The organism is Verrucomicrobium sp. BvORR034 (assembly GCF_000739635.1).
GTDB lineage: Bacteria > Verrucomicrobiota > Verrucomicrobiia > Verrucomicrobiales > Verrucomicrobiaceae > Verrucomicrobium.
In genome coordinates this window covers 1-25,228 of record NZ_BATQ01000134.1, presented here as the reverse complement: position 1 = coordinate 25,228, position 25,228 = coordinate 1, and the positions used below count along the sequence as shown (strand labels likewise).

The following is a 25,228-nucleotide window of genomic DNA, read 5'->3' as shown; positions in this document are numbered from 1 at the left end:
TTCTAGACAGGCTCATCCCGAGCCCCTTGATTTGGCTGCCGTGTGCGGAAGGTCACGATGAATTTTTCATCTGCGACATCAATCATCGGGGCGGTGTCCCCCGCAGGATCAGAGTGAGCACAAACTTGCCCGTGGATCAATACACACCATCCCAGCGCTAGGAGAGTCCTTGGCAGTGCCATCGCGCCAAAATAGCGGTCCATGGGGTGGCAGGGCAAGTCTTCTCGCCATTTGTTATTTTGTCTGCCTCCGTTTCACCGAGCCTCGGAGCCCTCTTTCTCGCTCAGGCGGCAACGGGACTGCTCTGTCAGGTGCAATAGGGCTTGTCGGGTGGTGGAGCTTTCCACTAAAACGGGGCATGCGATGGTCCTGTTTGCTCTGTGCGTTACTGCTGCTTGGTCCCGCCTGGGCGCAAAGCGGTCCGGCGGCTGCGGCGATTGACGTGGAGCATGAGCAGGTCCAGATGAGGGACTTGTATGCCGCCTGTGACGGCGGTGATCTGGCCAAGGTGCAAGCACTGGTCAAGCAGGGCATCAACGTGAATGGCTACTCCGAGGAGTATGGAGGCAAGCCGTTCTTCGCGGCACTGGCGCGGGGGTACTCCGATGTGGTGCGCTTGCTGATACTCGCCGGGGCGCGAGTAAATGAAGCGGATCCCGATGGCAAGACGCCCTTGTATCAGGCCACCCGGCGGGGAGCCAGTCCAGAGTCGGCAGAGCGCATGGTGGAAATCTTGTTGGCGAATGGTGCCGATGTGAGCGCTGCAGGCGGCATGGCCTTGGAGGGCGCGGCCAGTCAGTCAGTGAACTTGGTGAAACAACTCCTGGCTGCAGGGGCAAAACCGACCATGGGCGCTCTGGCCGTTTCCGTTTCGGAAACGGAGATGGAAGTGTTCGAGTATTTGATCAAGGAAGGGGGGCTGGATCCGAATGCGCGCGTTGCGTCCCATGGGGGGACATTGTTTCATGAAGCCACCAGGGTTCCCATGGCTGCACGTCTCCTCAAACTCGGCCTAGACATCAATGCGCAACGTGATGACGGCCGCACGCCGCTGCATCTGGCATCCGGGAAGGGTGATGTCGAACTATCCGTCTGGCTCCTAGAGCACAAGGCGAATGTCAATCTGGCGGACAAGGAGGGAAGAACGCCTTTGATGGCCGCGGTCGGAAGTGGCTCCTACGATGAGCCTCTGTTGCCCATTTTGTTGAGGGCGGGAGGCGATCCCCAGATCAAAGACCTCAAAGGCAGCACAGTTCTCGACTATGCGTGGGCGGAAGGTGCGTGGGGTAATATCGTGACTTTGCTGGATGCGAAGGTGGAGTTCCAAAACGCAGGGGAGACCCTGTGTGCCTTGTTTGCCAGAGCACAATCGACTCCTGTCTCAGAAGATGCCGTGGAGCAGATTGTCCAACGATTGCTGCCTCGGTCGGGGGAGTTCAATGAACTTCGGGTGGAAGGGCGATCGCTGCTGACCTGCTCAGTGTTGCTTGGCCAGCCTCGACTGACGGAGCGATTGCTCAATGCAGGAGCGAAGGTGAACGCGATGGACTCAAGTGGGCGCACTGCGCTGATTTGGTCCGCCATGTGCGGCAGTTCCTCGGCCAGGCAACTTCTCCTGAAAGCGGGGGCCAACTCGCATATCAAGGATGCTTCTGGACGGGATGCTGCGGCATGGGAACGAGAGATGCGGCAGAGCGTCAAGGGGGAGTCTGGTGGTCGTGACGATGGGAGTTCCTTGAACCCGATTGAGCGTGGGATAACGACTGGGCAGGTGCCAAAGGCGACGCATCAGTTGTTCTTCAAGTCTCTTGTGATCAACGATGCTGCAACCGTGCGGCGTCTGCTCACCGTGGACAAGAATCTGTTAACGGATGAGCAAGGTGGCTTGAGGCCACTGCATCTGGCCGCCGCTTTGGGGCACATCGAGACGGCGGAAGTCCTCCTACGCGGTGGGGCATTCTTGAATGAAAAGACGTCAGTCGGGGAAACTCCTTTGGAGCTCGCCGTCCGCGGGGGACGCAGTGAGATGGTGACCTGGCTGCTGGACAAAGCGCCGCCCGTGCTGGCGGTGGACATGCTCCCTGCGGCTGGCAGAGCTGCCTTGGACTCCTACCAATCGGGTATCTTGACTAAAGTGATGCTAAGAGGCTGGACTCCTGAGCGATCCCTAGGAGGGCTCAGGCTCGCGCTCTTCAACGAGGACGTGGAACTCCTCCGTCAATTGCTGGCTGCAGGCTTGGACGCGAAGTCGGAAAAACCGGAGGAGCAATGGCGCAAGGTTCCGCTGTTGGATGTGATTGAAGGCCTTGGTTACGTCAAGAACCCGGAGTTGGCCCGGATGCTGATTCGTCATTGGGGGCTGCCTTTGCCTGCTCCAGCGGATGCTGCCTTGGTGGTGGCCATGCATCAATCCGCGTCGCTTGGGAACACTGCTGTGATGGCCACCTTTATCAAAGAGGCGAGCCTCGATATCAACCATGCCCTGCCGAAAGCCTCTGATCCCGGTTGGGAACCAACACCGCAAGAAGAGGGGAAGAATCCTCCGAAGCTTCGGACCGCATTGAGCCTGGCGGTGGCTGAAGGCAGGCTGGAAACAGTGAAATGGCTCTTGGATCGTGGTGCCCGGATCGAGGGCGTGGACGACCAAGGGTGGCCTCCGCTCTGTAGTGCAGTTGCGTCTGGCAACATGGCGATGATCAAGTTGCTGATCGCAAAAGGAGCATCCCTACAGACAAAAGATGGCAAGGGCAGCTCAGCCCTCGATCTGGCGGTCGAATTCGGTCACGATGATGTGGTGGCACTGCTTCGAAGCCAAGAGCTGGGAGAAAAGTCCCTGCCCGTCAAAACGCCCCTTCAGAACGCCCCAAAAAACTGACCATCAGGGGGAGGGGACGGCTTTGAATGCGGTGATGATTCTCCCAACGCCTGGGTAGTCGCCATCTTGAGATGCGTGCCATGCAGCACAGAGCCATCCCTTGGTCGTTTTGAGATCCAGATGGGCGTTCCAATGACTCTGTCCCGGAAGTCTCTCCTCGGTTAGCTTTCCTGAATTGGGATCGTAGCTGCTCAGGACCGTCTGCCACGCCGTCGTGGGATTTTGCAGTTCGGCGGGGGTGTTAGCAGCCTTTACCCAGGCTACCCACCAGCGTCCACCGGTCCAGACAGGTGGCGAGGCGCAGGGAAACCAATAGATGCGCGCAGGTTCGCCGAGGCGGATTCGACTGCCTTGATGAGTACCGTCGCGGGCCACGTGGGTCAGGTAGAGTGAAATGGGTGTTTCTTGCCCCCCAGGATTTCCATTGTAGTCGGTCCAGGTGAACCCCAGCCATTTCTCGGAGAAAGTGCAGGTGCTGATCTCGGCATGCTTCTCCGGAGCAACTGGCAGTGGAGTTTCCTGGAGAGGGATGCCTTCAATCCGAATTCGGGTAAGGACGAAGCGTTGCCCCTCGTCCGAAGGTTTTGTCTGAACGACGAGCCCCGCGATGTTGCTACGGCATTCCACTCGAGAGAATTCGGGTTCCGGTTCAACACGATGCCTTGGGACCACGACCTTTCCGTCTGGCGAATAGATGATCCGGAAACAGGTATTCTTTTGGGAGCGAAGTTGCCCGACAGGAGTTTCCTCCTTGGCAGTAAAGGTGATGGCGAATTTCCCATCGATCACCTCAATGTTGGGGTGGGATTCGCCTCGTGGGTCCTGATGCCCTTGCGCTATTCCCACGGCCAGCCCAAGCCACACCAGTTGAAGGAGCATTTTGGGGAGTGCCATCGCGCTAAAATACCCAGACCATTGGCCGGGAGGCAAGTCTTCTCGCCATCGGTCATTTTGTCGCACCCCCGTTTCACCGTTTCCGCCTTGCGCGGACGGGTTTGACCGCTAGTGTGGGCGGGACAGTCCGACAGATTGACCTGCCAAGCATGAAGACCACGTTCGTTGCCGCCACTCTCGCTCTCGCCGCCCTTTTCACGACCTCCTGTGAACAGCACAAGTGGTCCGAGACCAGCAAGCTTTTCAAGGCTCATGGCGGGGAAGAAGGTGCGCATGGTGCCCATGGCGATGCCAAAGGTCATGGCGACGACCACGGCAAGGCCGACTCCCATGGCGAGAAGAAGGAAGGCGAAGCCAAGCACTAAGCTGGGCTGGGCTCCTCTTCGTTCCATTCTAGATTTTCGTCTGAGTGGGGGCTGAAAATTCGCCCCCACGGCCCGGGAGCGGGTGATATATTGTCATAGCGGTGAATCAACCGTCCTTCTATTTATGCGTGCTCCTCTTGGCCCCCTTGCCTTGCTGACGTTGTTAGGGCTCTTTTTACTGCCGTTTGTGGAATTCTCCTGCAAGGGGCAGAAGATGATGACCGCCACGGGGTATGAGGTGGCGTTTGGCAAGAACATGACGGCAGACCTGCCGATCAGCGACTGGCTCAAGGGTGAGCGGGAGCCCGGGGACCTGGGGAAATCCCGTTCCCGCGATGGCTTTGACCTCACCATCAGCCAGAAAGAGCGCACCCAGGGGCGTCCGCTCGTGGCGGCAGCCCTGATTGTGGCTGTGGTGGGTGGGTTGGTGGGGTTCCTCTGGCCCAGTTTGGGCGGTTTTGCGGGCATGGCCGCGTGCGCGCTTCTTTTGGTCTCCCAGAGTGACATGAACAAGGAGATCCAGGAGCAGCAGATACCGCTGTTGGTGGTGAACTTCCTTCCTGGATTCTGGGCATCTTTCTGCGCGGCCGCGGTCGGAGCCGTGATGTGCTTCCTGGGTGGGAAAAAGTAGAACAATCGCCTCTCAGCGGCTCCGGTTCGTGTATGCCCCGCAGGATTCTCTCACCACCAGGTGGGGTGAGAGTAGGACCATTCGCGGCGGCAGAGTGGGGGAGGTCATGCGTTCCAGCAGTGTGTTGAAGGCCATGTGGGCGATGTCCCGGCAGGGCTGGTGCATGGTGGTGAGAGGGACGGAGAGCAGGGAGGCCACCTGCACATCATCAAACCCCACCACTCGCAGGTCCTGGGGAACGCTGATCTTCAGGTGGGAAAGGGACTGCAGCAGGCGAGCGGCGACGAAGTCCGTGGTGCACATGAGCGCATCCACGCGACTCCCGGCCACGATCTGCCGGACGAACTTCACATCCCCGGGGTCCCCGGTCTGCACGAAGTCTCGAGGTACCTCCAGATTGTGGGCCATCATCGCTGCGCGGGCCCCGGCTATCCGGGCATCCGCCGGTGGGGCGGAAAAGGGCATGACCACGTAGCCGAGGTGCTTGGCCCCCAGCTTGATGAGGTGCTCCGCCAGAATGTAGCCGCCTGCGAAATTGTCGAGCCCCACCAGGTCCATTGGGCTGCGCTCGGGAAACGCGCCGATGTCCCGATCCACCAACACGACTGGGATGCCTGCCCCGCGGAGACGCTCGATGATGCGATGATTCGCAGCCTGATTGTACGGGCGGTGCTCGAAGGGGACGAAGAAGACCCCGGCCACGCCTTTCTCAATGAACTGTTCGCAGAGTGCCTCCACTTCCTCCACCCGGGTGTCCATCTCCGTCTTGGGCCGGCTGGTGCCTCCCCACCACATGCCGTAGTCATGCACGCGCGCCAATCCCGATAATTCCCCGAAAATACTCTCGAATATTTCGGGTTTTCCGTGGCTGGTGAGGATGAATCCGAGTTGGCGGAAGGAAGTGCGGGCACCGGCTGATCCAGCAGAGGTGACAGATTCCCTCACATAGGTCCCGGAGCCAGCCCGCCGGTAGATGAGACCCTGTTCCTGCAGGTCTCGTAGCGCCCTGCCCACCGTGGGGCGTGAGACATTGAACCGCTTAACCAGTTGAGCCTCACTGGGCAGGCGATCGTTTCCCGCGTGCTTGCCAGCGGCGATTTCGGTCGCGAGTTGGCGGGAGATCTCCTGATGTTTCATGCGCGTCACCTGGGTGAATCCTGTTACTATCAGGTTCTGAATCGGTCAGGTCAAGTTTCTAAAAGATGACATGACAAGGTGTTCACAGAAATGGGGTGGATTTTCTTAATATCTCTTCAGCCGCCGGACACGGGCCCACCGGTGCGCTGAAACCCATCAATAGAATATCCAAACTTCCTACCACGACTTCCTCATGCACTTGAGCCCCATTAAGAAATGTCTCATCGCCGCAGTTGTTTCCGGAACCGCCGTCGCATCCTCATCCGCCTCTGAGGGCGGCTACTGGCAGGGAGAGCACGCGCTCGGGAACTTCCTCGGCATCCGTGATTCCCTTGAAGCAGCAGGAGTCACTTTCTTCGGCAGCTATGAAGCCAACATCGGCGGGAACCCGGTGGGGGGACGCGAGCGGGGTGTGGCCTACTCGGACAACTTCGACTTCGGCCTGCGGTTTGATCTGGAAAAGCTCGTCGGGTGGGGCGGGGCCACGTTCACGGTTCAAGGAGTGCAGCGTGATGGTCGCAGCCTGACCAACGATTATGTGGGCAACTTCTATCAGGTGCAGCAGAACTACGGCGTGCAGACCACCATGCTGTATGGTGTCTATTTTGAGCAGAAGTTTCTGGATGACCGCGCCTCGCTCAAGTTCGGCCGGTTCGCGACCAACGACGACTTTGCCACCTCGCCCATTTACGGCCTCTACATGGGCAATGCCATCGATGGCAACCCGAAGTCCCTGGTATCCAGCGGGGCGTTTACCTCGTATCCAGGTTCTTCATGGGCGGCACGATTCAAATACGAGACGTCTGCCGAAACCAATGTGTCCCTCGGCGTGTACCAGAACACAGACACGGTCTATGATGAGGGCAAACACGGCCTCGACTGGAGCATGCGTGGCAATGATGGGGTGATGTTCATCGGTCAGGTGGGCTGGACACCGGAGTTCTTTCGCAAGCCGGTGGCTGTAGGGACCACGCCCGATGGCAAGTCTGCCAAGGCCGTACAGCCGGCCACGGAAATGAAGGGTCTGCCTGGTCACTACTGGCTGGGCATGTATTACTCCACCTGGGAAACCCGCGCGTTTGACAGCGATGAGCTGCAGGACGGCAAATACGGTTTCTATGTGCACGCCGATCAGATGGTGTACCAGGAATCCCCGGGGAGCGATCAGGGGCTGACCTTGTGGACCGCGGTGGTCTATCAACCGGATGAGCGGGTTAACATCATCCCCTTCCAGATCAATGGTGGCCTGGTGTACAAGGGCCTGCTCCCCGGGCGTGAAGCGGACTCCACCATCCTCGGGCTTTCCTACGGCAGCTTCAGCAAGGACTACGCTCGTGAAGAGCAGAAGGCGGGACGTGGCAGCCCTGACTATGAATTTGTCGTGGAAGCGGGTCACCGCATCCAGCTCACCAAGTTCGCCTACGTGATGCCTGAACTCCAGTGGATCATCAATCCTGCGGGCACGGGGCAGGTGGATGACGCCCTCGTGGTGGGGCTTCGCATCGGCATCACCTTCTGAGCCGCCTGGAAGGCTGGTCATGTTAGAACATCGAACCCTCATGCCATGATTTCATCAGTGATATTGCCTATGAAACAGGAACCAAAACCTGCACCGGGGCTTGACCCGGATCGTGTCGCGTCGCTGCTGCTGGACGCGGAGGGCGTTACGAAGGCGTTCAACGGCGTCCCCGCCCTGCGCCATGGTGTGCTCAGGCTCCGGCCAGGCAGTGTGCATGCGCTGTGCGGGGGTAACGGAGCGGGAAAGTCCACCTTTCTCAGCATCCTCATGGGCATTCTGCAGCGCGATGACGGAGACATCCGTGTGGATGGCAGGGAGGTGCATTTCAAGAATCCCCGGCAGGCACTCGAGGCGGGCATCTCCATCATTACGCAGGAACTGAGCCCCGTGAAGGGCATGACGGTGGCGGAGAACCTCTATCTCGGGCGTGAGCCGCGGGCGCTGGGCTGCTTCGTCAACCACCGCCGGCTCAATGCCATGGCAGCGGAGCTGCTGGACCGGCTGGGATTCAGGATCCAACCCACCAGCCTCATGAGCTCCCTCAGCCTGGCAGAGATGCAGTTGGTGGAAATAGCCAAGGCGCTCACGCATGACTCGCGCATCCTTATCATGGATGAACCCACCTCGGCGATTGGCCAGCATGAGACGGAGTTGCTCTTCAAGGCGGTGCGGCAGCTCCGCTCCATCGGTGCGGGCATCATCTATGTGACGCATCGCATGACAGAAATCTTCGAGCTGGCGGATGATTACACGGTCTTCCGCGATGGAGCATTTGTGGTATCGGGAGCGATTCGGGAGATCGACCGCCGCCATCTCATTCGTCAGATCATTGGTCGGGATGCGGCCTCGCAGTTCCGCACGGTGGCTTCGGTGAAGGTGAACCGAAAGGAGCGCCCGCTGCTGGAAACGCGAGGTTATGCCTGTGGTCCCAAGTTCGGAGAGGTGAATCTCACGCTTCATCCTGGTGAGGTGGTCGGCATCTACGGCCTGCTGGGGTCCGGGCGCAGTGAGTTCCTGCAAGCACTCTTCGGCCTGGAGACAGGGGTGAAAGGGGAGCTGCGCGTGAACGGTGAAAGGGTCCGGGTGAGATCCCCGAAAGATGCGATGAGGCAGGGCATGGCACTGGTCACGGAGGACCGCAAGGCCTCTGGCCTGGTGCTGCCGCTTTCCGTCACGGAGAACATTGCCATGTCCTCGCTGGACCGCTGGTCCACTGCCGGATTTGTGCGAACTCGCCAGGAGGGGCAGGGCGTGCAAGAGATGGTGGACAAGTTCAAAATCCGTACCGCCAGCGTGCAGATGCCGGTCCAGTACATGAGCGGCGGCAACCAGCAGAAAGTCGTGCTGGGCAGGTGGCTTCAGACGCGCCCACGCCTGCTGCTGCTGGATGAACCCACGCGCGGTATTGATGAGGGGGCCAAGCAGGAGATCTACCGCTTCATGACCGAATTCACGTCCGCAGGCGGTGCCATCATCATGGTGTCTTCTGAGGTGGATGAGGTGCTGGGCATGAGTGATCGCGTGCTGGTCTTTCGCCGCGGCTTTCCCTGTCGGGAGAGCCGGGAAGGCTCTCTTACCCGCGAGGAGCTCGTCCATCTCGCCGCCTGACCCCGAGCTTTTTCCAATCTGCCAACCTCACTTTATTTCCTATGATCACGAATACTTCCAACGCCGCCCTCACTGCTCCCTCTGCGGGAAGTGAATCTGGTCAGTCCCTCTCGCGCCGACAGGCCACCATGACGTACGTGCACCAGTACGGCATCATCGTCGCCTTCTTCCTGCTCTGTGTGGGGCTCTCGCTTTCCAGCGAGTATTTCCTCACGCCCAAGAACATCATCAATGTTCTGCGGCAGACGTCAATCAACGGCATTCTCGCCATTGGCATGACGTTGGTCATCCTGGCTCGTGGGATTGATCTCTCTGTGGGTTCTGTGCTGGCGCTTTCCGGCATTGTAGCAGCGAGTCTGGCCACCGGGGAGACGCCGCAGCCTGCCTACGTGGCCATCGCTGCCGGGCTTGGTGTCGGCCTGGCCTGTGGACTGGTGAATGGTCTGGTCATCTCCCGCCTCAGTGTGCCTCCCTTTGTCGCGACGCTCGGCATGCTGAGTGTCGCTCGTGGGTTGACCTACATCTACAGCGAGGGCATGCCCATCCCCGACCTAAGCCAGAGCTTCCTCTGGCTGGGGCAGGGACGCATTTGGCAGATCCCTGTACCGGTGATCTTTCTTGCGGCTACCTTCATCATATTCTGGGTGGTGTTGAACAAGACCGTCTTCGGCCGCTACATCTATGCCGTCGGTGGCAATGAACGCAGCGCCCGCACGGCAGGCATCGGTACCAAGAAGGTGCTGGTGGCCGTGTACGGTCTCGCGGGCATGCTGGCGGGTCTGGGGGGCTTGATCCTCACGGCGCGGACCACGGCGGGCTTGCCCCAGGCGGGGCAGTCTTATGAGTTGGACGCCATTGCCGCCGTCGTGATCGGGGGCACCAGCCTCAATGGAGGTGTGGGCACCATCCGCGGCACCTTGTTCGGCGCGCTCATCATCGGCGTCATCAACAACGGGCTCGACCTGCTGGGGGTGTCCTCCTTCTACCAGCAGGTGGTGAAGGGCTGCATCATCGTCTGCGCCGTGCTGCTGGATCCTGCCCGCCGCTCCCGCGACTGATTCTTGATTCATCCAACAACATTTCCTCAAACCAAAGCAACGAACATCCCAATGAAACTAACGAAAAGAACGCTCCTCGCTCTGCTCCTCGGCTCTTGCACCTTTACTGGCCCCTCTAGTGCCCACGCTGAAAAACCGGTCAAAGTTGCCGCAGCTGTCTATGGCCTCCGGTCAGAGTTTATGAAAGTGTGGACCGACTGGCTCAAGGAACACCCTGAGGTGAAGAATGGCGGTGTGAAACTCACGGTCTTTGACGGCCGGTATGATCCCAATGTGCAGAACGACCAGTTCGACTCGATCATTGTGCAGCAGTTCGACGCCATCATCTTTGTCCCGCTGGATATTGAGGCGGGCGGTCGCACGGTGACGAAGGCCATCAGTGCCGGCATCCCGGTGATCGGGGCCAACGCCCGGGCGAACTCCAAGGTGCTGACTTCCTATGTCGGCAGCAATGACAACGAGGGCGGTGCCATCGAGGCCCAGTACATCGTGGATAAGCTGGGTGGAAAGGGGAATGTCGTCATCCTGGAGGGCCCCATCGGCCAGTCTGGTCAGGTGGAGCGTCTCAAGGGCATCATGAGCGTGCTGGACAAGCACCCAGACATCAAGATCATCGAGCGCAAGACGGCCAACTGGTCCCGCGCTGAGGCCCTGGCCCTCATGGAAAACTGGCTCACCGCCCATCCTGGCAAGATCCAGGGCGTTATCGGCGAGAACGATGAAATGGCCATCGGGGCCATTCAGGCCATCAAGGCCGCAGGTCTCAATGTGAAGGACTTTGCCATCGTGGGTGTGGATGGTGTGAAAGACGCCATCCGAGCGGCCAAGGGTGGCGAGATGGTGAGCATTCTGCAAGATGCCAAGGCTCAAGCCCAGGGGGCCATGGACATCGCCCTCCGCGCCGTGCGAGGCGAGAGCTATCAGCCCCAGTCCGACATCTGGAAGCACTACGGAGACAAGCTCCCCTGGAAAGACGGCATCCAGAAAAACTACGACGTGCCCTGGACCGTCATCACCGAGGCCAATGCCGACGAGGTGATGAAGATGGTCACCAACAAGTAAGTTTCAACTTCCTATCCTCGCCACAGGCTGCTGCAAGGCAGCCTGGGCTGAGCCAAATCATTGCCCCCCAATTCTGACATGATCGCAACCCTGCCCTCGACGACCTTGTTCGCCAACGAATCCAAAAAAGAAGGCGAAGATTCGTCATCTCAAAAGGCTGTGAGCCCCGTCCTGCCCGCTACCATGAAGGCCGTTGTGGCTCATGCTCCAGGTGACTATCGCATGGAGACCGTGCCCACCCCCGTCGCTGGTCCCGGCGAGGTGGTCATCAAAGTGAAAAGCACCGGCATCTGTGCCAGTGACATCAAGTGCTACACCGGAGCCCCAATGTTTTGGGGGGATGGTCAAAAGGAAGGTTACTGCCAGGCCCCCATCACGCCCGGTCACGAATTCGTCGGCGAGGTCGTTGCCTTGGGCGAAGGATCTGCTGCCAAGTATGGTCTGGAGATCGGTGATCACGCCATCAGCGAGCAAATCGTGCCCTGTTGGAAATGCCGGTATTGCGAGCGAGGGGAGTACTGGATGTGCGCCGTGCATGACATCTATGGCTTCCGCCAGCGCACTCCGGGCTCCTGGGCGGAGTATATGAAGTTTCCCGTGGGAGCGCTGAACTACAAGGTGCCGAAGACGCTCCCGCTGCACCACGCCGTTTTCATCGAACCCCTGGCCTGCTCCATTCACGCGGTGGAGCGGGGCGAGATCAAATACCAGGATGTGGTGGTCATTGCCGGGTGCGGACCGCTTGGGCTCGGCATGGTGGCAGCGGCCAAGATGAAGGGCCCGGCCCAGATCATCGCCATGGACCTCAGTGAAGAGCGTCTGGAACTGGCCCGTCGCACTGGGGCAGATGTGGGGATCAATCCCCGAACCCAGGACGTGGTTCAAATGGTGAAGGACATGACGGGAGGCTATGGTTGCGATGTGTACATCGAGGCCACCGGGCACCCGGCTGCGGTAGAACAGGGGCTAAACATGATTCGCAAGCGGGGCACGTTCGTGGAGTTCAGCGTGATGCGCGAGAAAGTGACGGTGGACTGGACGATCATCGGCGACACCAAAGAGCTGAATGTGCATGGTTCCCACCTGGGGCCGCACTGCTATCCCGTGGCCATCCGCATGATTGAACAGGGGCTTCTGCCCATGGAAGAGATCGTCACGCACCGGATGTCCCTGGATGACTATCAGAAGGGGATCGACATGGTGCTGAGCGGGCTGACGTCAGTGAAGGTGACGCTGGAGCCTTGATGTCAAGCTGTGGGGCGGGGATGGGCGATGAATGTCCATTCCCGCCTTCCACTGTAGATTCTCCTGACAAAATCACCTTCTGGATGTCAGATGGGGATTGTGCCTGCTCCCCGACTCTTGAAGACCCGCACCGCCATTGTCCTGCTCATTGCCTTGGTGCTTGCACCAGTGCTACTGCTGGCGGGGCTGCTTTATGCGTCCAAACAGCGGGTGTCGCCCCCTGATACCATTCATTTTCAGGAGGGCATGGTGTATGGCAAAGGGGGCGATCAGGATCTGAAACTGGATTTAGCCCGGCCCAAGAACGCCCCAGCCGCCAAGCTCCCTGCCATTGTGATGATTCACGGGGGAGGATGGACTGCTGGCGATCGCCGCGACTTTCATGGGCTGCAGTTTCATCTGGCTCAGGCAGGGGTGGTTTGTGTGACGGTGCAATACCGGTTGGTTCCGAAGAGCAAATTTCCTGCTCAGGTGGAAGATGTGAAATGCGCCGTGAGATGGCTGCGGGCTCACGCAGATGAGTTTGGAGTCGATCCGGAGCGGATCGCGGCCCTGGGGGCCTCGGCGGGTGCTCATCTGGCCGTGATGCTGGCTGTCACCTCAGATCAGTCGCAACTGGAAGGCGCGGGTGGCAATGCCGGGTTCTCGTCCAAGGTGGTGGCCGCCGTAGGCTTGGCTGGCCCTTATGACCTGACCCTGGCTTATGCCAACAGTCCCCGGCAACGAGCCCAGGAAGGGCAGGCGGTGCGTGGGATGTTGGAAGGTTTTCTAGGTGGCACTCCTTCCCAATTGGCGGATGCCTATCGGGCGGCAAGTCCGGTGAGTTATGTGAGCAAGGAGGTGGCCCCGCTGTTTCTCTGTCATGGCGAGCAGGATCCCCTGGTGCCCGTGGAGCAAGCGGATGTGATGGTTGCAAAACTCCGCGAGGCGGGGGCTGAAGTGGAGTATGTGAAGATCCCGGATGGTTCGCACGACAGTTTCGGCAAGGACCAGGAGAAGCATTTGTTGAAGATGGTGTCGTTCTTGCGGCGAAATCTGAAGATGTAGAGCAGGTGTGGAGGTGGTGTGTGGTAGTGCTGGGGTGTTTCATGAACCCGGAGGGTTCCATGCAATTGCACAAGCTGATTGAGGTTGCCTGTAGAGAGGCTGGGAACCAAGGAGCGGCGGTTTGTGCCTTAATCACAACCGCCGATGGTGTGCGAAGCGGGTGATACGCCTTTGGTGTTTGGCGGTCCTGGGCCCGAGGAATCTGCGCTCCTTTAATGACGAATGCTGCTGGCGGCGATCAGGGTAGGGGGGGATAGCCCCGGCAGGCGAAAGCGGCGTCGAGCCGCCGGCACTCCAAGACGTTTCGCGACACTTGTGCGAGCTGGTGGCAAAGGTGTTTTATCTGGCATGTTCATCCATCTCGGCAGCGTCTTGGAGTGCCGGTGGCGGTGCACGTCACCTCAGCGTCGCCTCACGATACTCACGCGGGGTACAACCGACATGTCTGCCAAACGTTGTTGTCAGATGGCTGTGGCTGGAGAATCCCGTTTCGTTTGCGATCGTGGTGATATCCTTCTCCGTAGCAACGAGCAGGTGCTGCGCTTGACGCAGGCGTTGCCGGATCAAATACTGCCACGGGCTGGTGCCGAAGGTGGACAGAAACGCGCGGTGGAGCTGGTGTTCCCCAAGCCGGGCTTCCTGGGCCAGTTCTGCCAGCGTTAGCGGCGCAGAGAGATTTTCATACAAATAGCGTCGCAGGCGGCGTGCCTGTGGGGCGTTCAGCGCCGCCCGGTGGTGGGCTTGGCTCTGCGGAGGGGGATCTAGGTAATAAGTTTGACGGATCCCTTCGTGCATTTGATCCAGCAGGCCGGTGATGGCGGCAGTCTCAAGGTCGCTGGTTGGGACGGCGTTGTGCCAGTGGGCCAGTTCCAAAAGCTTGCGGTGCAGCAAGGGATCTGCGGTGCCCTCCACGGCGGTCAGGTCGGTGGCACGCTCTCTTTCGGTAGCACGGTCATTCAGGTTGGTCGGGGAGAGTGACAGGATCGCATACTCTGCTGTCTCGCCGGTGAGGTAGCTGGCATAGCGTCTTTCTGCTGGAATGGTCCAAACTTCACCGGGCAAGGGCGGTCCCGATGAACCACCGCGCCCCTCCAACTCAGTTTCCAGAGACTCAATCCAGCCTCCCAGATGCACAATGACATGGTGGCGTGGGGCTTTCAGCTCCCAGACTTGTGGGGTGGTCACCACATCCCGGCAAAACCTCACTTCCAACCCTGGTCTGGACCATTGCCTCAGTGTTCCTACGGCATCGCTTGATGCATGCACGGGATTGTCTGCGCGACAGTGCCGGTGCGGTTGAGGCTGCATGGTGACTGTAAGTTGCACCGCATCAACCGGGGGAGGCAAGGCAAAATTTTGCGGGGAATTTGAAAGCGTAAAGATCGGCGCTGGAGTGAAGTCGATCCATGACTGGAAGCGTGTGCGGACCCGCGCCGGTTGCTATCACCCGGCCGTTCTAGTTTTTCCAATTTCATCCCCCCAAGACCTATGAATAACCACAGCATCCATGGTAAAGTGGCCATTGTCGCTGGTGGCGCCAAAAACCTTGGTGGCCTCCTTAGCCGTGCACTGGCTGAGCGAGGCGCCAAGGTGGTGGTCCACTACAACAGCTCATCAACCCAGAAAGATGCGGAGGATACCGTCGCGGCCGTGAAGGCCCTGGGATCAGAAGCGATCGCCGTGCAAGGCGACCTCTCCGTGGTGGCCAACAACACGGCGCTCTTCGAGGAGGCCACCAAAGCCTTTGGCGGCGTGGACATCGCCATCAACACGGCCGGTCTCGTAATCAAGAAACCGATTGCGGACGTCACCGAGGAGGACTTCGACAGGAGTTTCAACGTGAACGCCAAGGCGGCCTTCTTCTTTATTCAGGAGGCGGGCAGAAAGCTCAATGACCATGGTAAAATCGTCACCATCGTGAGTTCTCTCCTGGCGGGCTATACGGGCTTCTACTCCATTTATCCGGGCAGCAAGTCTCCGGTGGAACACTTCACGCGGGCGGCCTCCAAGGAGTTCGGGGCTCGGGGCATTTCGGTCAATGCGCTGGGGCCGGGTCCCATGGAAACGCCGTTCTTTTACGGTCAGGAATCGGCAGAGTCCGCCCACTACAATCAGACCGCCGCGGCGTTGAGCCCATTCACCAAGACTGGTCTCACGGATCCTGGCGACATCGTGCCTACGGTGCTCCACTTGGTGTCGGACGGCTGGTGGATCACAGGTCAGACGATCTTTTCCAACGGGGGCTACACGACGAGGTAGCCTGTTGGATAGAAGCTGATGATGGTAGGGGGGAACCATTCGGAGATTGACTCTGGCATGGTTTTCCCTTCCATCGTTGCCTGTGGAGGGCGAGCGTGGCTCTCTGGTTCATCTTGTCGTCTATGAGCGATTCCGAGTTTTTGCCTTCGTCTGCTTCTGTTGCCTCCTCTCCTTCCGGCCATGGTCATGGGCATTCCCATGGGGCCGCCTTGGGGAAGTTTCGAGTTCCCGGTAGCCTCTTGCGGGTGCGTGATGGGCATGAGGCTCGGGTCTCGTTCGTCGAACTCTTCTTCGACCTCATCTACGTTTTTGCGGTCACCCAGCTCTCACATCATCTGCTTCACGACCTGTCGCTGTTTGGAGCGCTGGAGACGTTGGTGCTGATGTTCGGGGTGTGGTTGGCCTGGCAGTACTCCTGCTGGATCACCAACTGGTTTGACCCTGAAACCAAACCCGTGAGGCTGATGCTCTTTGGCATCATGCTGGCGGGTCTGGTCATGGCGGCCGCCATCCCGCATGCTTTTAAGAGCGGTGGCATGGCCTTTGCCATCAGCTACGTCCTCATTCAGGTGGGGCGCACCCTCTTCTGTCTGGCGCATCTGAAGAAGGGGCATGCCCTGACGCCCAACTTCCAGCGCATGCTCGGCTGGCTGGTGATCTCGGCCGTGTTTTGGCTGGGTGGGGCCTTTGCCAGCGGAGGAACTCGGCTGGCATTTTGGGCGGTGGCCGTCTGCTGTGAGTACTTCTCTCCCATGTTCGGCTTCTGGCTGCCCAAGCTGGGCCGGTCTCGTACCTCGGAATGGACGGTGGAAGGCGGTCACATTGCAGAACGGTGCCAGCTTTTCGTGATTGTGGCCTTGGGCGAATGTCTTCTCATCACCGGGGCGACGCTGAGTACGGCGAATCACTTCGATTCGTCCTTGGTGATTGCCTTCCTGGCGGCCTTCATCGGCAGTCTGGCCATGTGGTGGGTGTACTTTGACACCAGCAGCAAGGATGGTTCCGAGGCCATTGTGCAATCCAGCGATCCGGGGCGCATCGCGGCGTACTACCACTACACGCACGTCACCATGGTGGCGGGCATCATCCTCAATGCCGTGGCGAGTGAACTGGTGGTGGCGCATCCTCATGGGCACACCAGCTTGTCTGCGGCGGTGGTGTTGGGGTTGGCCAACGTCTTCTATCTGGGAGGCAATGCGCTCTACAAGAGTGTGGTGTATGGCAGGGTGCCGCGGTCCCACGTGGTGGCGGTGCTGGTGCAGCTGGCGCTGATTCCCTTGTTCATGAAGTGGCATCTGGCCACCGCCGGCGCCGTGGCGACTGTGTTGTTAGTGGTTGTTGCCGTATGGGAAGGGTTGTGTGTGAAGCGGGTGTTGAGGGCGCAGTGAAAAATTAGGAATTGAGCTGGCGATGTCGGAGGGGGAATTGGACGGTGTCGCAGTCGCTAGGTGGACGGATGCGTTAAAGCCGGTGCTTGTCATGGGCATCTCGCTTTGCGATGATTCCATCCAACCATGAGCACTCCCACACCCCCGGAGCTTCCGCCATCGCATCGCCAACCCAACGGTCGTGAGACTTACAACGCCATCACGGACATTGTGGGAGGGCCCAATGTCCGTTTGAAGGACAACTTGTTCCAGGGATTGGCCATTCTGGTGTGCTTGCTGTTGGGGGCGGGCATTGGTGCGTGCTGGACGAAATCCTGGCCGGGTTCGATCATCATCGGTGCGTTTCTGGGGCTTCTGGTAGGGCTGTTCGGCAGTGGGATTTTCTTAATGATCTTTCGAGCGGTGCGTCATCGGCAAGGCCGACACGATTGATGAAGGTCAGGGCTTGAGGCGTCAGTGACTTGCTGCCGCCAAACAAAAAACGGCCGGTCTTGCGACCGGCCGTTTTCACAGATTTAGCTATCTACCACGCTCTCGGGCTACTTCTTCGACAGCGCTTGCAGGTAGTCCAGCAGGCTGGCGAATTCCTTCACCGTCAGGTTCATGACGAGGCCGGGAGGCATCATGGACATGGGCAGCTTTTCACGCTTGGCGATGTCCTTCACCTTGTAGGTGAATTCCTGGGCCGTGATGGTGCGGATCTTCACCTGGTCGGCTGACTCGAGGGTGACGAATCCGAGCTGCTGGGTGCCGTCCTTGAGCGCAAAGAGCTCCGTGGCGAAGCCTTGGGCGATGGTCTTGTTGGGATCCAGGATGGCCATGGCCAGCTCTTCGCGCTTATAGGTCTGGGCGATGTTGCCAAGATAAGGGCCCTTCTGCGCCTCGTCCTCACGGGTGGTGTGGCAGGCGACGCATGTCTGACGGGTGAAGAGTTGCTCACCCAGTTCGGCATCGCCTTTGGTCTTGAGGACTTGGGCGATGACGTCTGCGGGCTGGAGGGTGCTGATGAGCGGGCCGGTTTCCTTGGTCTTCTTCTCCAGCTTCATGGCCTTGGCAGCATTGGTCGCGGCGGCGGCCACGGCTTTGTCCGAGTCGTCCAGAGCGGCGATCACCTTGTCGGCATAGGGGTTATGCTTGAGCATGGCCACTGCCTTGAGGACCTGCACACGACGCTGGGGATTCTGCCATCCTTGATCAAGAGCCTTGCCGGAGAGCTCGCGGGATTCGGGGCTGCCGGTCTTGCGGGCGCTCAGGTTCAGCAGGGCAGCATCGGCCCAGAGCGCGGCCGGGGTGCCCAGCTTTTCAGCTTCCAGCTCCAGGAGTTGATGGTGGTTCTCCAGCTTGGGCGAGTTCAGGAACGCGTTACGGGCGGTTTCCTGTTCCTTGCCTGCATCCTTCATCCCGTTCAGGGCCACGAGCGCACCGAGGCTTGCTTTCACGCCGTCTGCGCTGTCCGTTTTGGTCAGAGCCACGATGGCCTGGGACAGCACGGTGGGGGATGCGGGAGGGTTCGAGGAGGCTGCGCTGATGAGCAGCGGGATGCCAGCGGCTGGGATGGTCTCGGCATTGGCAAGCTGGCCCACGGCGTCGGGCAGCAGTTTGCTGTCCTTGGCGGCGAGGGTAAGGATGCGCTCCAGAGCTTCGTTGAACTGGATGCGGTTGCGGTTCAGTTCACTCACCAGATAGGCAGCGTCTTCCGCAGAGGCCTTGGCCAGCGCTTCCTTCAGGGCAGCGGCAACCTTCGGCGACTCACCCCATGCTTCGGGTTGGTAGTAAGGTCCACGGGTGTCGGGACGCGTGCCCCAGGAATCACCCTTCCACTCGCCTTCGGTGAAATGCAGGCGGGCCAGGGCGGAGAAGATGCCTTTGCGCAGGGAGGGATCGTTGGCCTTGTCCAGGCGGGCGATCAGACCGTCCACCACTTCCGGCTTGTGAATCATCGCCAGTGCGCGCAGCGCCCCTTTGCGGGCGGTGTCGTCAATGACCTTCTCCACGGAGCTGTCCGTCGGGTTCGCGTCAATAATACCGAAGAGGTCCTGGCTCGCGCCGGACATGCCCAGCGCACGAATGGCCACGTGACGGGCCACCTCGTCCTGCTTCGCATTGAGGAAGCGGGCAATGTTCAGCGGGCCGCGCGGGGCCTTGTCCGAGAGGGACAGAAGCGTGCGGGCCATCTGCACGGAGAGACGGGAGTCCTCGTAGATGGAGGTGGTCTTGGTGGATGCCGCGACGTTCACGGTGCCAAAGGGCATCACGCTCTCATGCAGCTCGGCGCGGTAGGCATTGGCCACCACCTGCCAGTCGGCCTCGGTCTCTGGGGAGGCCAGGCTGACGACGAAGTCGGAGGGATCCTTGGCACCCAGGCGCATCGTGTAGATGGCCGCGATGCGGGCAGCGGGGGACAGGTCCTTGTTGCGGAAGGTCCCGGCGAGATCAATCGCGACCTCTTTCGTGGCCTTGCGACGTACCAGTTCACGCTCGGCTTCGATGCGGCGACGGTAGCTGGGGGAGGACAGTTCCTTCACCAGTCCGGCATTGGCAGCCTTGGCGTAGTTCGGCAGCGGAGAGGCCTTGAAGTCCTTGGGCTTCACGCGCACGACGTAGCCGACGTTGGGGCCTTCCCAGTTGAAGGTCGCCCCTTTCCAGCTGGCGCAATACACGTTGCTGTTGGCGTCCACGTCCGCATCGGTGGGGCGGGTCATCTTGATGAAGGGCTGCGGAGCGGTTGTCTCTTCATAGGTGGAGCCTTTGACCTTCACCGTGTGATGCCAGAGGGCACCGGTGCCCCAGTCGGCCGTGAAGGGGGCGTTGTTCCATTTGCCGAATCCAGGCTCATCAATGTACACCGCGCCGCAGCCGGAGCCGCCGCCGTAGTCGGCCAGAGGCGTGATGGCCTCGTCCGCGAAGTTCTTGTAGAGACGGGGATAGCCGTGGTTCTCCAGGCCGGTGAAGTGGTGAAAACGCACGTTCCAGCCGCCGCCGTCGTTCGTGTTGTCACGGGCAAAGATGTCCATGGTTGGGCTCACGGCCACTTCCAGGATGTTGCGGGTACCGGTGGAGTAGATTTCCAGGCCGGTGCCGTCAGGACGCACGCGAACGACGCCGCCGCCGCGATGCTGCACCTTGCGGCCGTCCGTGCCTTCTGCCTGCATGAAGCCGAAGTCACCGCCAGCGATGTAAAGCCAACCGTCCACGCCGAGGCTCAGGCCGTTGGTGGTATGGTCTGCGGGACGGTCCGCAAAGCCGAAGGCGAGGTTCTTCACCAGCACCTTTTGTTCATCGGACACGCCATCGCCATCCTTGTCGATGAAGACCGAGAGGTGCGGCGGGTGCACGAGATAGAGGCGGTCGTGATCCCAAACCAGACCGCGGGGGGAGTCCACGTCTTTGACGAACTCCTTCACTTCATCCGCACGGCCATCGCCATCCACATCCTTGAGGCGGATGATGCGGCCACGCTTGGGATTGCGGCCCAGGGAGCCGTTGCCATCGCTGGACACGTAGAGGGTGCCATCGGGAGCGGCGGCCACATAGACGGGGTAGTTCACCGCGGGAGGGGATGCGAAAACCGTTGCCTCGAACCCATCCGGAACTTTCACGTCCTTCAGTACTTCCGCTTCCTGCTCAGCAGTCAGCTTCACGATCTTCGGTGTGATGTTGCCTTCCTTGGCAAACTCACTGCTGTTTTTCTCATTCTCCTTCTTGGCCTGGGCTTTCTCCTTGGCATCGACCTTGGCCGCGATGGACTTGATGCCGTCGCCCTTGAGGGAGATTTCCCGCACGCTCACCCAGCCCGTGGAGGGCTTGCCTTCCACCGTCAGTTTCACGTACTTGGCGTCTTTGGCCGTGAAGCTATGCTCCGTGTCACCACCTTTGGGGTCCTTCGTCGTATCGGCCACCACGGTCCAGCTCTTGCCATCGGAGGAGGTTTCCAGCTTATGGGGGTAGATAGGAGCGTTGCTCTCCCAGACGATCTTGGTGCCGCTCAGGTTCTGCGGCTTGTCGAATTCCAGCTGCAACCACTGCGGGCGGTCACCACCATTGGCGCACCAGCGGCTGTCCTTGCTGCCATCCACGGCTTTCCAGGCAAAGTTGGCCTTGCCGCTCTCTTCACTGGAAGCGGTCACTTTCACCTGCGTGGCATCCTTGGCTGCGGCGGGCGGTGCAGCAGGAGCGGGAGCCTCGGCTTTCGGCGTCGGCGGGTTGGCTTTGACGAAGGTCACCTTGTTCTCACCGGTGAAGGGGATCTGGTAGGCGGGTTCAAGTTTGCCACAGGCCCAGAGGATGCCGCGGGTGAGGAGGTCCAGATAACGGGCGTCGGCGACGGTGTCGTTGTTGTGACCGATGGTGGTGCTGAAGCTTTTGGCTCCGGACTTTTCATTGGTCCAGGCCACAATGTACTCCACATCCTTCACGCTGCCGTCCTTCTGCTTGATGGACTGTTTGCCCATCGCCAGGGGGTGCGCGTCGAAGATGTTGACGTTGTTGTAGAGCTCTTCCTTGATCGTCGTCCAGTCCTGAAGGGGCTTGGTGATCGGGTGCTCGGAGTCAACGTACCGGATCGCGATGGGTTCCTGCGGACCGTGGCCGGTGGATTGCAGGCCCAGATGCTTGAACCAGCCATCCGATCCCGTGCGGAAGCTGTGCATGGCGCAGTGGAGCTGCACGGACGGGATGGTCTTGTGGGCGTCCAAGATGCGCTGGAGCACGGCAGGATCCTTCTCTCCCGCGGCGCACTCGTCGTGGATGATGATGTCGTAGCCCTTGGCCCAGTCCGCGTTGTCATACAACGGCAGAGGCGGGGTGGTGCCCTTGTCATCCGTCCAGATAACATCCACCTGGACGTTCGCGCGCGACTGGATGCCCTTGCTCAGGATCTCCTGTTGCTTGGCGTAGTCATGGCAGCATCCCCCGGCGATCAGGAGGGCCTTGAGCGGCTTGGGTTTGGCATCGCCCGACTGCGCGGGCAACATATGGTAGGAGCTGACCGCAGCCAGCGCGAGAGGTATCAGGAACAGTAGGCGTCGCATAAAAAGCGGAGAATGGGACAGAAAAGTACGGAAGTGAATGTCAGATTTTGCTGGGCTTGCCATCTTTGCGGGGAATTGGGCAAAACCAGACACCGACTTGTAACCTTCGGCCACGAAAAAGGGCAATCCAGAGTGAATGACGCTCTCACAGGAAGTGGGACGCGCATCCCGGATCGAAGTCCTTTCCTGGCGGGATTGCTGCTTGATCCTGAGAAGGTTGAGCGAAATGGTAAGTAGAAGTACCAAGGGTGCTCGACGTTTTTGCTTTTTTGCCCAGTTCTGATCGCCAATGCCTTTCCCCCCGGTCGCTGATTCTGCCCTGCCTTCGCGCTGTGCCCGTTGTGGCACGCCGGAGGTGCAGTGGGAGGAGATGACCTTCTGCCCCCGGTGCATTCGGGAGTTTTCTGGGTCAGACCGGTTGGGAAAAATCGGCCCCTATTCGCTGGAGACCCTGCTGGGACAGGGGGGCATGGGCTACGTCTATCTCGCCTGCCACGACAGCACGGGCAGGACGGTGGCGCTGAAAACGCCCCGGCTGGAGGGGCGGGATCGCGAGTTGTTCTACCGGCGCTTCCTTCAGGAGGCGAAGGCACTGTCTGCCCTGGACCACCCCGGGATCCTGCCGATCTACGAGGTGGGGGAGGAGAACGGCGAGCCGTGGTTTGCCATGAAGCTGGCGGAGAGTGGCACCCTGGCAGACCTGATGGCCAGTGGGAAGGGCCGGCTCGATCAGCGGGAGGCTGCCACCATGCTGGCGGACATAGCCAATGCCGTGCAGTACGCGCATGACCGGGGTGTTCTACACCGGGATCTCAAGCCTCACAACATCCTGCTGGATGAGCGCGGCCAGGCCATGGTGGGGGACTTTGGGCTGGCCCGTTGGGAGGGGCAGGAGTCGACGATGAGCGTGACCCTGCTCGCCCTGGGAACACCAGAGTACGCTGCGCCCGAGCTGGCCCTTGGCCGGGCTCCTTCAGCAGCGGCGGACATCTATTCTCTGGGGGCGGTCTTCTACCACGCGCTGGCAGGGCATCCTCCCTATCGAGGAGCCAACCCGGCAGGCACACTGACGCTGGCGGTGGAAGGCCGGGTGGAACCGTTGACCCAACACGGGATCGCTGAAGACCTGTGGCAGGTCTGTCGCAAATGTCTGGAGCCGGATCCCGCAGACCGCTACAACACGGCACGCGAGCTGGAGCTGGATCTCCGCTCGTGGCTTGCTGGGGCGGCGGTCAGCGTGCGGCGACTCTCGCCTACTGAGAAACTACGGCGGGTGGTACGGCGCAATCCCATGGTGACTGCGCTCTCGTTGACCACAGCCTTGGCACTGGTCCTGGCTCTGGCAGCGGTGGTGGTGGCAGATCGACGGGTGCTCAGCTACGAGCGGGAACGCGGCCAGATGGCAGGACGACTGGCTGAGGAGAGGCTGCATACCTCCCGCCTCGCTCAAGTGGAGTTACTGCTCTCGAGCCGTCGGTCGGGACAGCGCACCCAGGCGCTGGAGATCGTGAAAGAAGCGTGGCAGCGCAAACCTGAGCCTGGGTTGCGGGAACTGGCGGTGCGTGCTCTTACATTAGGAGACTTTGTTCAGCGGGAGGGGCCCGCTGTCTTGCCGCGGCGGTTCAGCCTCCCACCGGGCCCCAAAGAGGTGATATCGCCGAACGGCCAGCGCCAGGCCAGACTCCGGCCCTCTGATGACGACGGAGACCTGGTGCAAATCGTGAGTTCCGCTGGGAGCGAGGAAACCTTGCTCAAGCTCGATGGCAAGCTCCTGGCAATGGCTTGGAATGCGGCGGGGGATCAGCTCGTGCTCGCCTGCACTGCCATGCGCACCTATCGCTGGAGGGCGGGAGTAACCGAGATGGAAAACCGTCTGCGGCCCAGGGACAGCGCCACCATTGGATTTGTCTGGCATCCCGGCGGCAGGCACGTCGCGTGCGTGGCGGCGGATGGGGTGTTGTGGATCTGGGACCTGGATCGGGCAGACGAGGTGATCGCGGAGTCCCTGGGCGCGGTGGTGGACCCGCTGCCTGAATGGAAAAATGATGGGCGTGAACTCGACTGGCAGGACGCCAACGGCACCCATAGGCAGATGGAGGTGATCCTGCCCACCGGTGTGCGAATCTTGCGGCGTCAGAGTGACGGACTGCGTCGGGAGAACTTTTCCACGATCGCGGTCGATGCCCGGAGGGAGCAGGTGTTGTGGTCCACGGGAAATGGCATCCAGGTATGGGAGCCGGTGGCGGGGCGACAGCGGCAGGTGGCCCCCAAGAGCGGACGAGAATGGATGGGTGCCCGCTTCACCGAGGCTGGCATCCAGACTTGCGGATGGAACTCGGGCCTGCGGGGCCTGACGGATGCTCAGATCGCGAGTGGCGAAGCTTTGCCGGATCGACCCGGGGTATCCCCGTATGTGGGGGCCGTGCTCATGGCGGGTTCCGAGAACGGCTGGCTGGCATTGCTACAAGGGCCGCAGCAACGTTTCGTCGTGGTGAAACCCGGAGTCAAAGGGGCCCGCCCCCTGCCGCATCCACTGCCCTACTCTGTCACCTTGAATCATGATGGCACCCGTGCAGCCTCGAGTAGTTTCCAAAATCCCGGCGTCACGATCTGGGATCTCTCCGGCCCCGGCGTGGGGGCTCGGAAGGGACGGGAGCTGGCCGAGGTGGAACCTGCAGCATCCCTGGCGTTTTCACCCGATGGCGGTCGCCTGCTGACCGTGAGCAATCAACGGAGTGCGGTATGGGATGTGACTTCAGGGGCGCTTCTCGCCAATCTCGGGGTCGGCGAATCCTTCAGCTTGGGGGCGTGGCTGCCAGATGGTCGCACCGCGGTGGTGCAGAACGGGAGAGGCACGCAACTCTACTCCGCCACGGATGGCGATCTCCTGGCCCGGCTCGCGCATCCCGCGCCTCTGGCCGGGGACGAACACGTGGCGCTCGCGGTGGATTCGAGGAAAAACTGGATCGCGGAACAGCTGGAGGACAGCTCAGTGATTCTGTGGGATTGGGATGAGCTGCAGCGCGAACTGATCCAGCTCGGCATGTGGGAGTGATGGCGGGGATCCGCCGAGGGGCTTTGTCGAATCCGGTAGCTTCACCGCTTGAAAG

General features: G+C 60.4%; 17 protein-coding genes. 13 read left to right on the top strand and 4 right to left on the bottom strand.

Going from position 1 to position 25,228, the window contains the following annotated elements; all coding sequences use genetic code 11:
* Positions 1–358 precede the first annotated feature (358 nt).
* Complete coding sequence (locus tag BV034_RS22810; RefSeq protein WP_050029281.1) at positions 359–2,875, top strand: ankyrin repeat domain-containing protein; 2,517 nt, start codon at positions 359–361, stop codon at positions 2,873–2,875.
* Between the two features lie 3 nt (positions 2,876–2,878).
* On the opposite strand, the gene BV034_RS22805 is transcribed toward BV034_RS22810, so the two are convergent.
* Positions 2,879–3,769 (bottom strand): hypothetical protein, encoded by an 891-nt coding sequence (locus BV034_RS22805; protein WP_050029280.1) that lies wholly within the window; start codon positions 3,767–3,769, stop codon positions 2,879–2,881.
* 149 nt (positions 3,770–3,918) lie between these two features.
* On the opposite strand from BV034_RS22805, the gene BV034_RS22800 reads away from it, so the two are divergent.
* Both BV034_RS22800 and BV034_RS22795 read left to right on the top strand, forming a co-directional pair.
* Positions 3,919–4,134, top strand: a complete 216-nt coding sequence (locus BV034_RS22800; protein WP_038166927.1) for a hypothetical protein — start codon at positions 3,919–3,921, stop codon at positions 4,132–4,134.
* 124 nt (positions 4,135–4,258) lie between these two features.
* Positions 4,259–4,765, top strand: coding sequence for a hypothetical protein (locus BV034_RS22795; RefSeq protein ID WP_050029279.1), 507 nt, complete (start codon positions 4,259–4,261; stop codon positions 4,763–4,765).
* Between the two features lie 12 nt (positions 4,766–4,777).
* Here BV034_RS22795 and BV034_RS22790 read toward each other — a convergent pair whose 3' ends face one another.
* The gene (locus BV034_RS22790) at positions 4,778–5,902 is read right to left on the bottom strand and encodes a GntR family transcriptional regulator (protein ID WP_050029278.1); all 1,125 of its coding nucleotides are present in this window, start codon (positions 5,900–5,902) and stop codon (positions 4,778–4,780) included.
* A 193-nt stretch (positions 5,903–6,095) separates the two neighbouring features.
* On the opposite strand from BV034_RS22790, the gene BV034_RS22785 reads away from it, so the two are divergent.
* From BV034_RS22785 to BV034_RS22760, 6 genes are all read left to right on the top strand, one after another.
* Positions 6,096–7,421 carry a carbohydrate porin gene (locus BV034_RS22785; protein ID WP_050029277.1) on the top strand — a complete coding sequence of 442 codons (1,326 nt, stop codon included), beginning with the start codon at positions 6,096–6,098 and terminating at the stop codon, positions 7,419–7,421.
* A gap of 69 nt (positions 7,422–7,490) precedes the next feature.
* A complete protein-coding gene (locus BV034_RS22780; protein WP_050029276.1) occupies positions 7,491–9,029 on the top strand; it encodes a sugar ABC transporter ATP-binding protein in 1,539 nt (512 codons plus the stop codon).
* A gap of 41 nt (positions 9,030–9,070) precedes the next feature.
* Positions 9,071–10,087 carry an ABC transporter permease gene (locus BV034_RS22775; RefSeq protein WP_050029275.1) on the top strand — a complete coding sequence of 339 codons (1,017 nt, stop codon included), beginning with the start codon at positions 9,071–9,073 and terminating at the stop codon, positions 10,085–10,087.
* A 51-nt stretch (positions 10,088–10,138) separates the two neighbouring features.
* Complete coding sequence (locus tag BV034_RS22770) at positions 10,139–11,149, top strand: substrate-binding domain-containing protein (RefSeq protein ID WP_050029274.1); 1,011 nt, start codon at positions 10,139–10,141, stop codon at positions 11,147–11,149.
* A gap of 183 nt (positions 11,150–11,332) precedes the next feature.
* Entirely contained in the window at positions 11,333–12,394 is a 1,062-nt protein-coding gene (locus BV034_RS22765; RefSeq protein WP_050029285.1) for a zinc-binding dehydrogenase, read from the top strand.
* A 117-nt stretch (positions 12,395–12,511) separates the two neighbouring features.
* Complete coding sequence (locus BV034_RS22760; protein WP_265593352.1) at positions 12,512–13,441, top strand: alpha/beta hydrolase; 930 nt, start codon at positions 12,512–12,514, stop codon at positions 13,439–13,441.
* A 396-nt stretch (positions 13,442–13,837) separates the two neighbouring features.
* Here the strand turns inward: BV034_RS22760 and BV034_RS22755 are convergent, their stop codons facing one another.
* Positions 13,838–14,626, bottom strand: coding sequence for an AraC family transcriptional regulator (locus tag BV034_RS22755; protein ID WP_265593351.1), 789 nt, complete (start codon positions 14,624–14,626; stop codon positions 13,838–13,840).
* 303 nt (positions 14,627–14,929) lie between these two features.
* Between BV034_RS22755 and BV034_RS22750 the strand changes: the two genes are divergently transcribed.
* From BV034_RS22750 to BV034_RS22740, 3 genes are all read left to right on the top strand, one after another.
* Positions 14,930–15,700, top strand: coding sequence for an SDR family oxidoreductase (locus BV034_RS22750; RefSeq protein WP_050029271.1), 771 nt, complete (start codon positions 14,930–14,932; stop codon positions 15,698–15,700).
* Between the two features lie 209 nt (positions 15,701–15,909).
* Positions 15,910–17,088, top strand: a complete 1,179-nt coding sequence (locus tag BV034_RS22745) for a low temperature requirement protein A (protein WP_050029284.1) — start codon at positions 15,910–15,912, stop codon at positions 17,086–17,088.
* Positions 17,089–17,214: 126 nt separating this feature from the next.
* Positions 17,215–17,520, top strand: coding sequence for a hypothetical protein (locus BV034_RS22740; RefSeq protein WP_050029270.1), 306 nt, complete (start codon positions 17,215–17,217; stop codon positions 17,518–17,520).
* Between the two features lie 107 nt (positions 17,521–17,627).
* Here BV034_RS22740 and BV034_RS22735 read toward each other — a convergent pair whose 3' ends face one another.
* Positions 17,628–22,118 (bottom strand): discoidin domain-containing protein, encoded by a 4,491-nt coding sequence (locus BV034_RS22735; protein ID WP_050029283.1) that lies wholly within the window; start codon positions 22,116–22,118, stop codon positions 17,628–17,630.
* Positions 22,119–22,407: 289 nt separating this feature from the next.
* Between BV034_RS22735 and BV034_RS22730 the strand changes: the two genes are divergently transcribed.
* Positions 22,408–25,173, top strand: a complete 2,766-nt coding sequence (locus tag BV034_RS22730) for a serine/threonine-protein kinase (protein ID WP_081888038.1) — start codon at positions 22,408–22,410, stop codon at positions 25,171–25,173.
* The last annotated feature ends 55 nt before the right edge of the window (positions 25,174–25,228 follow it).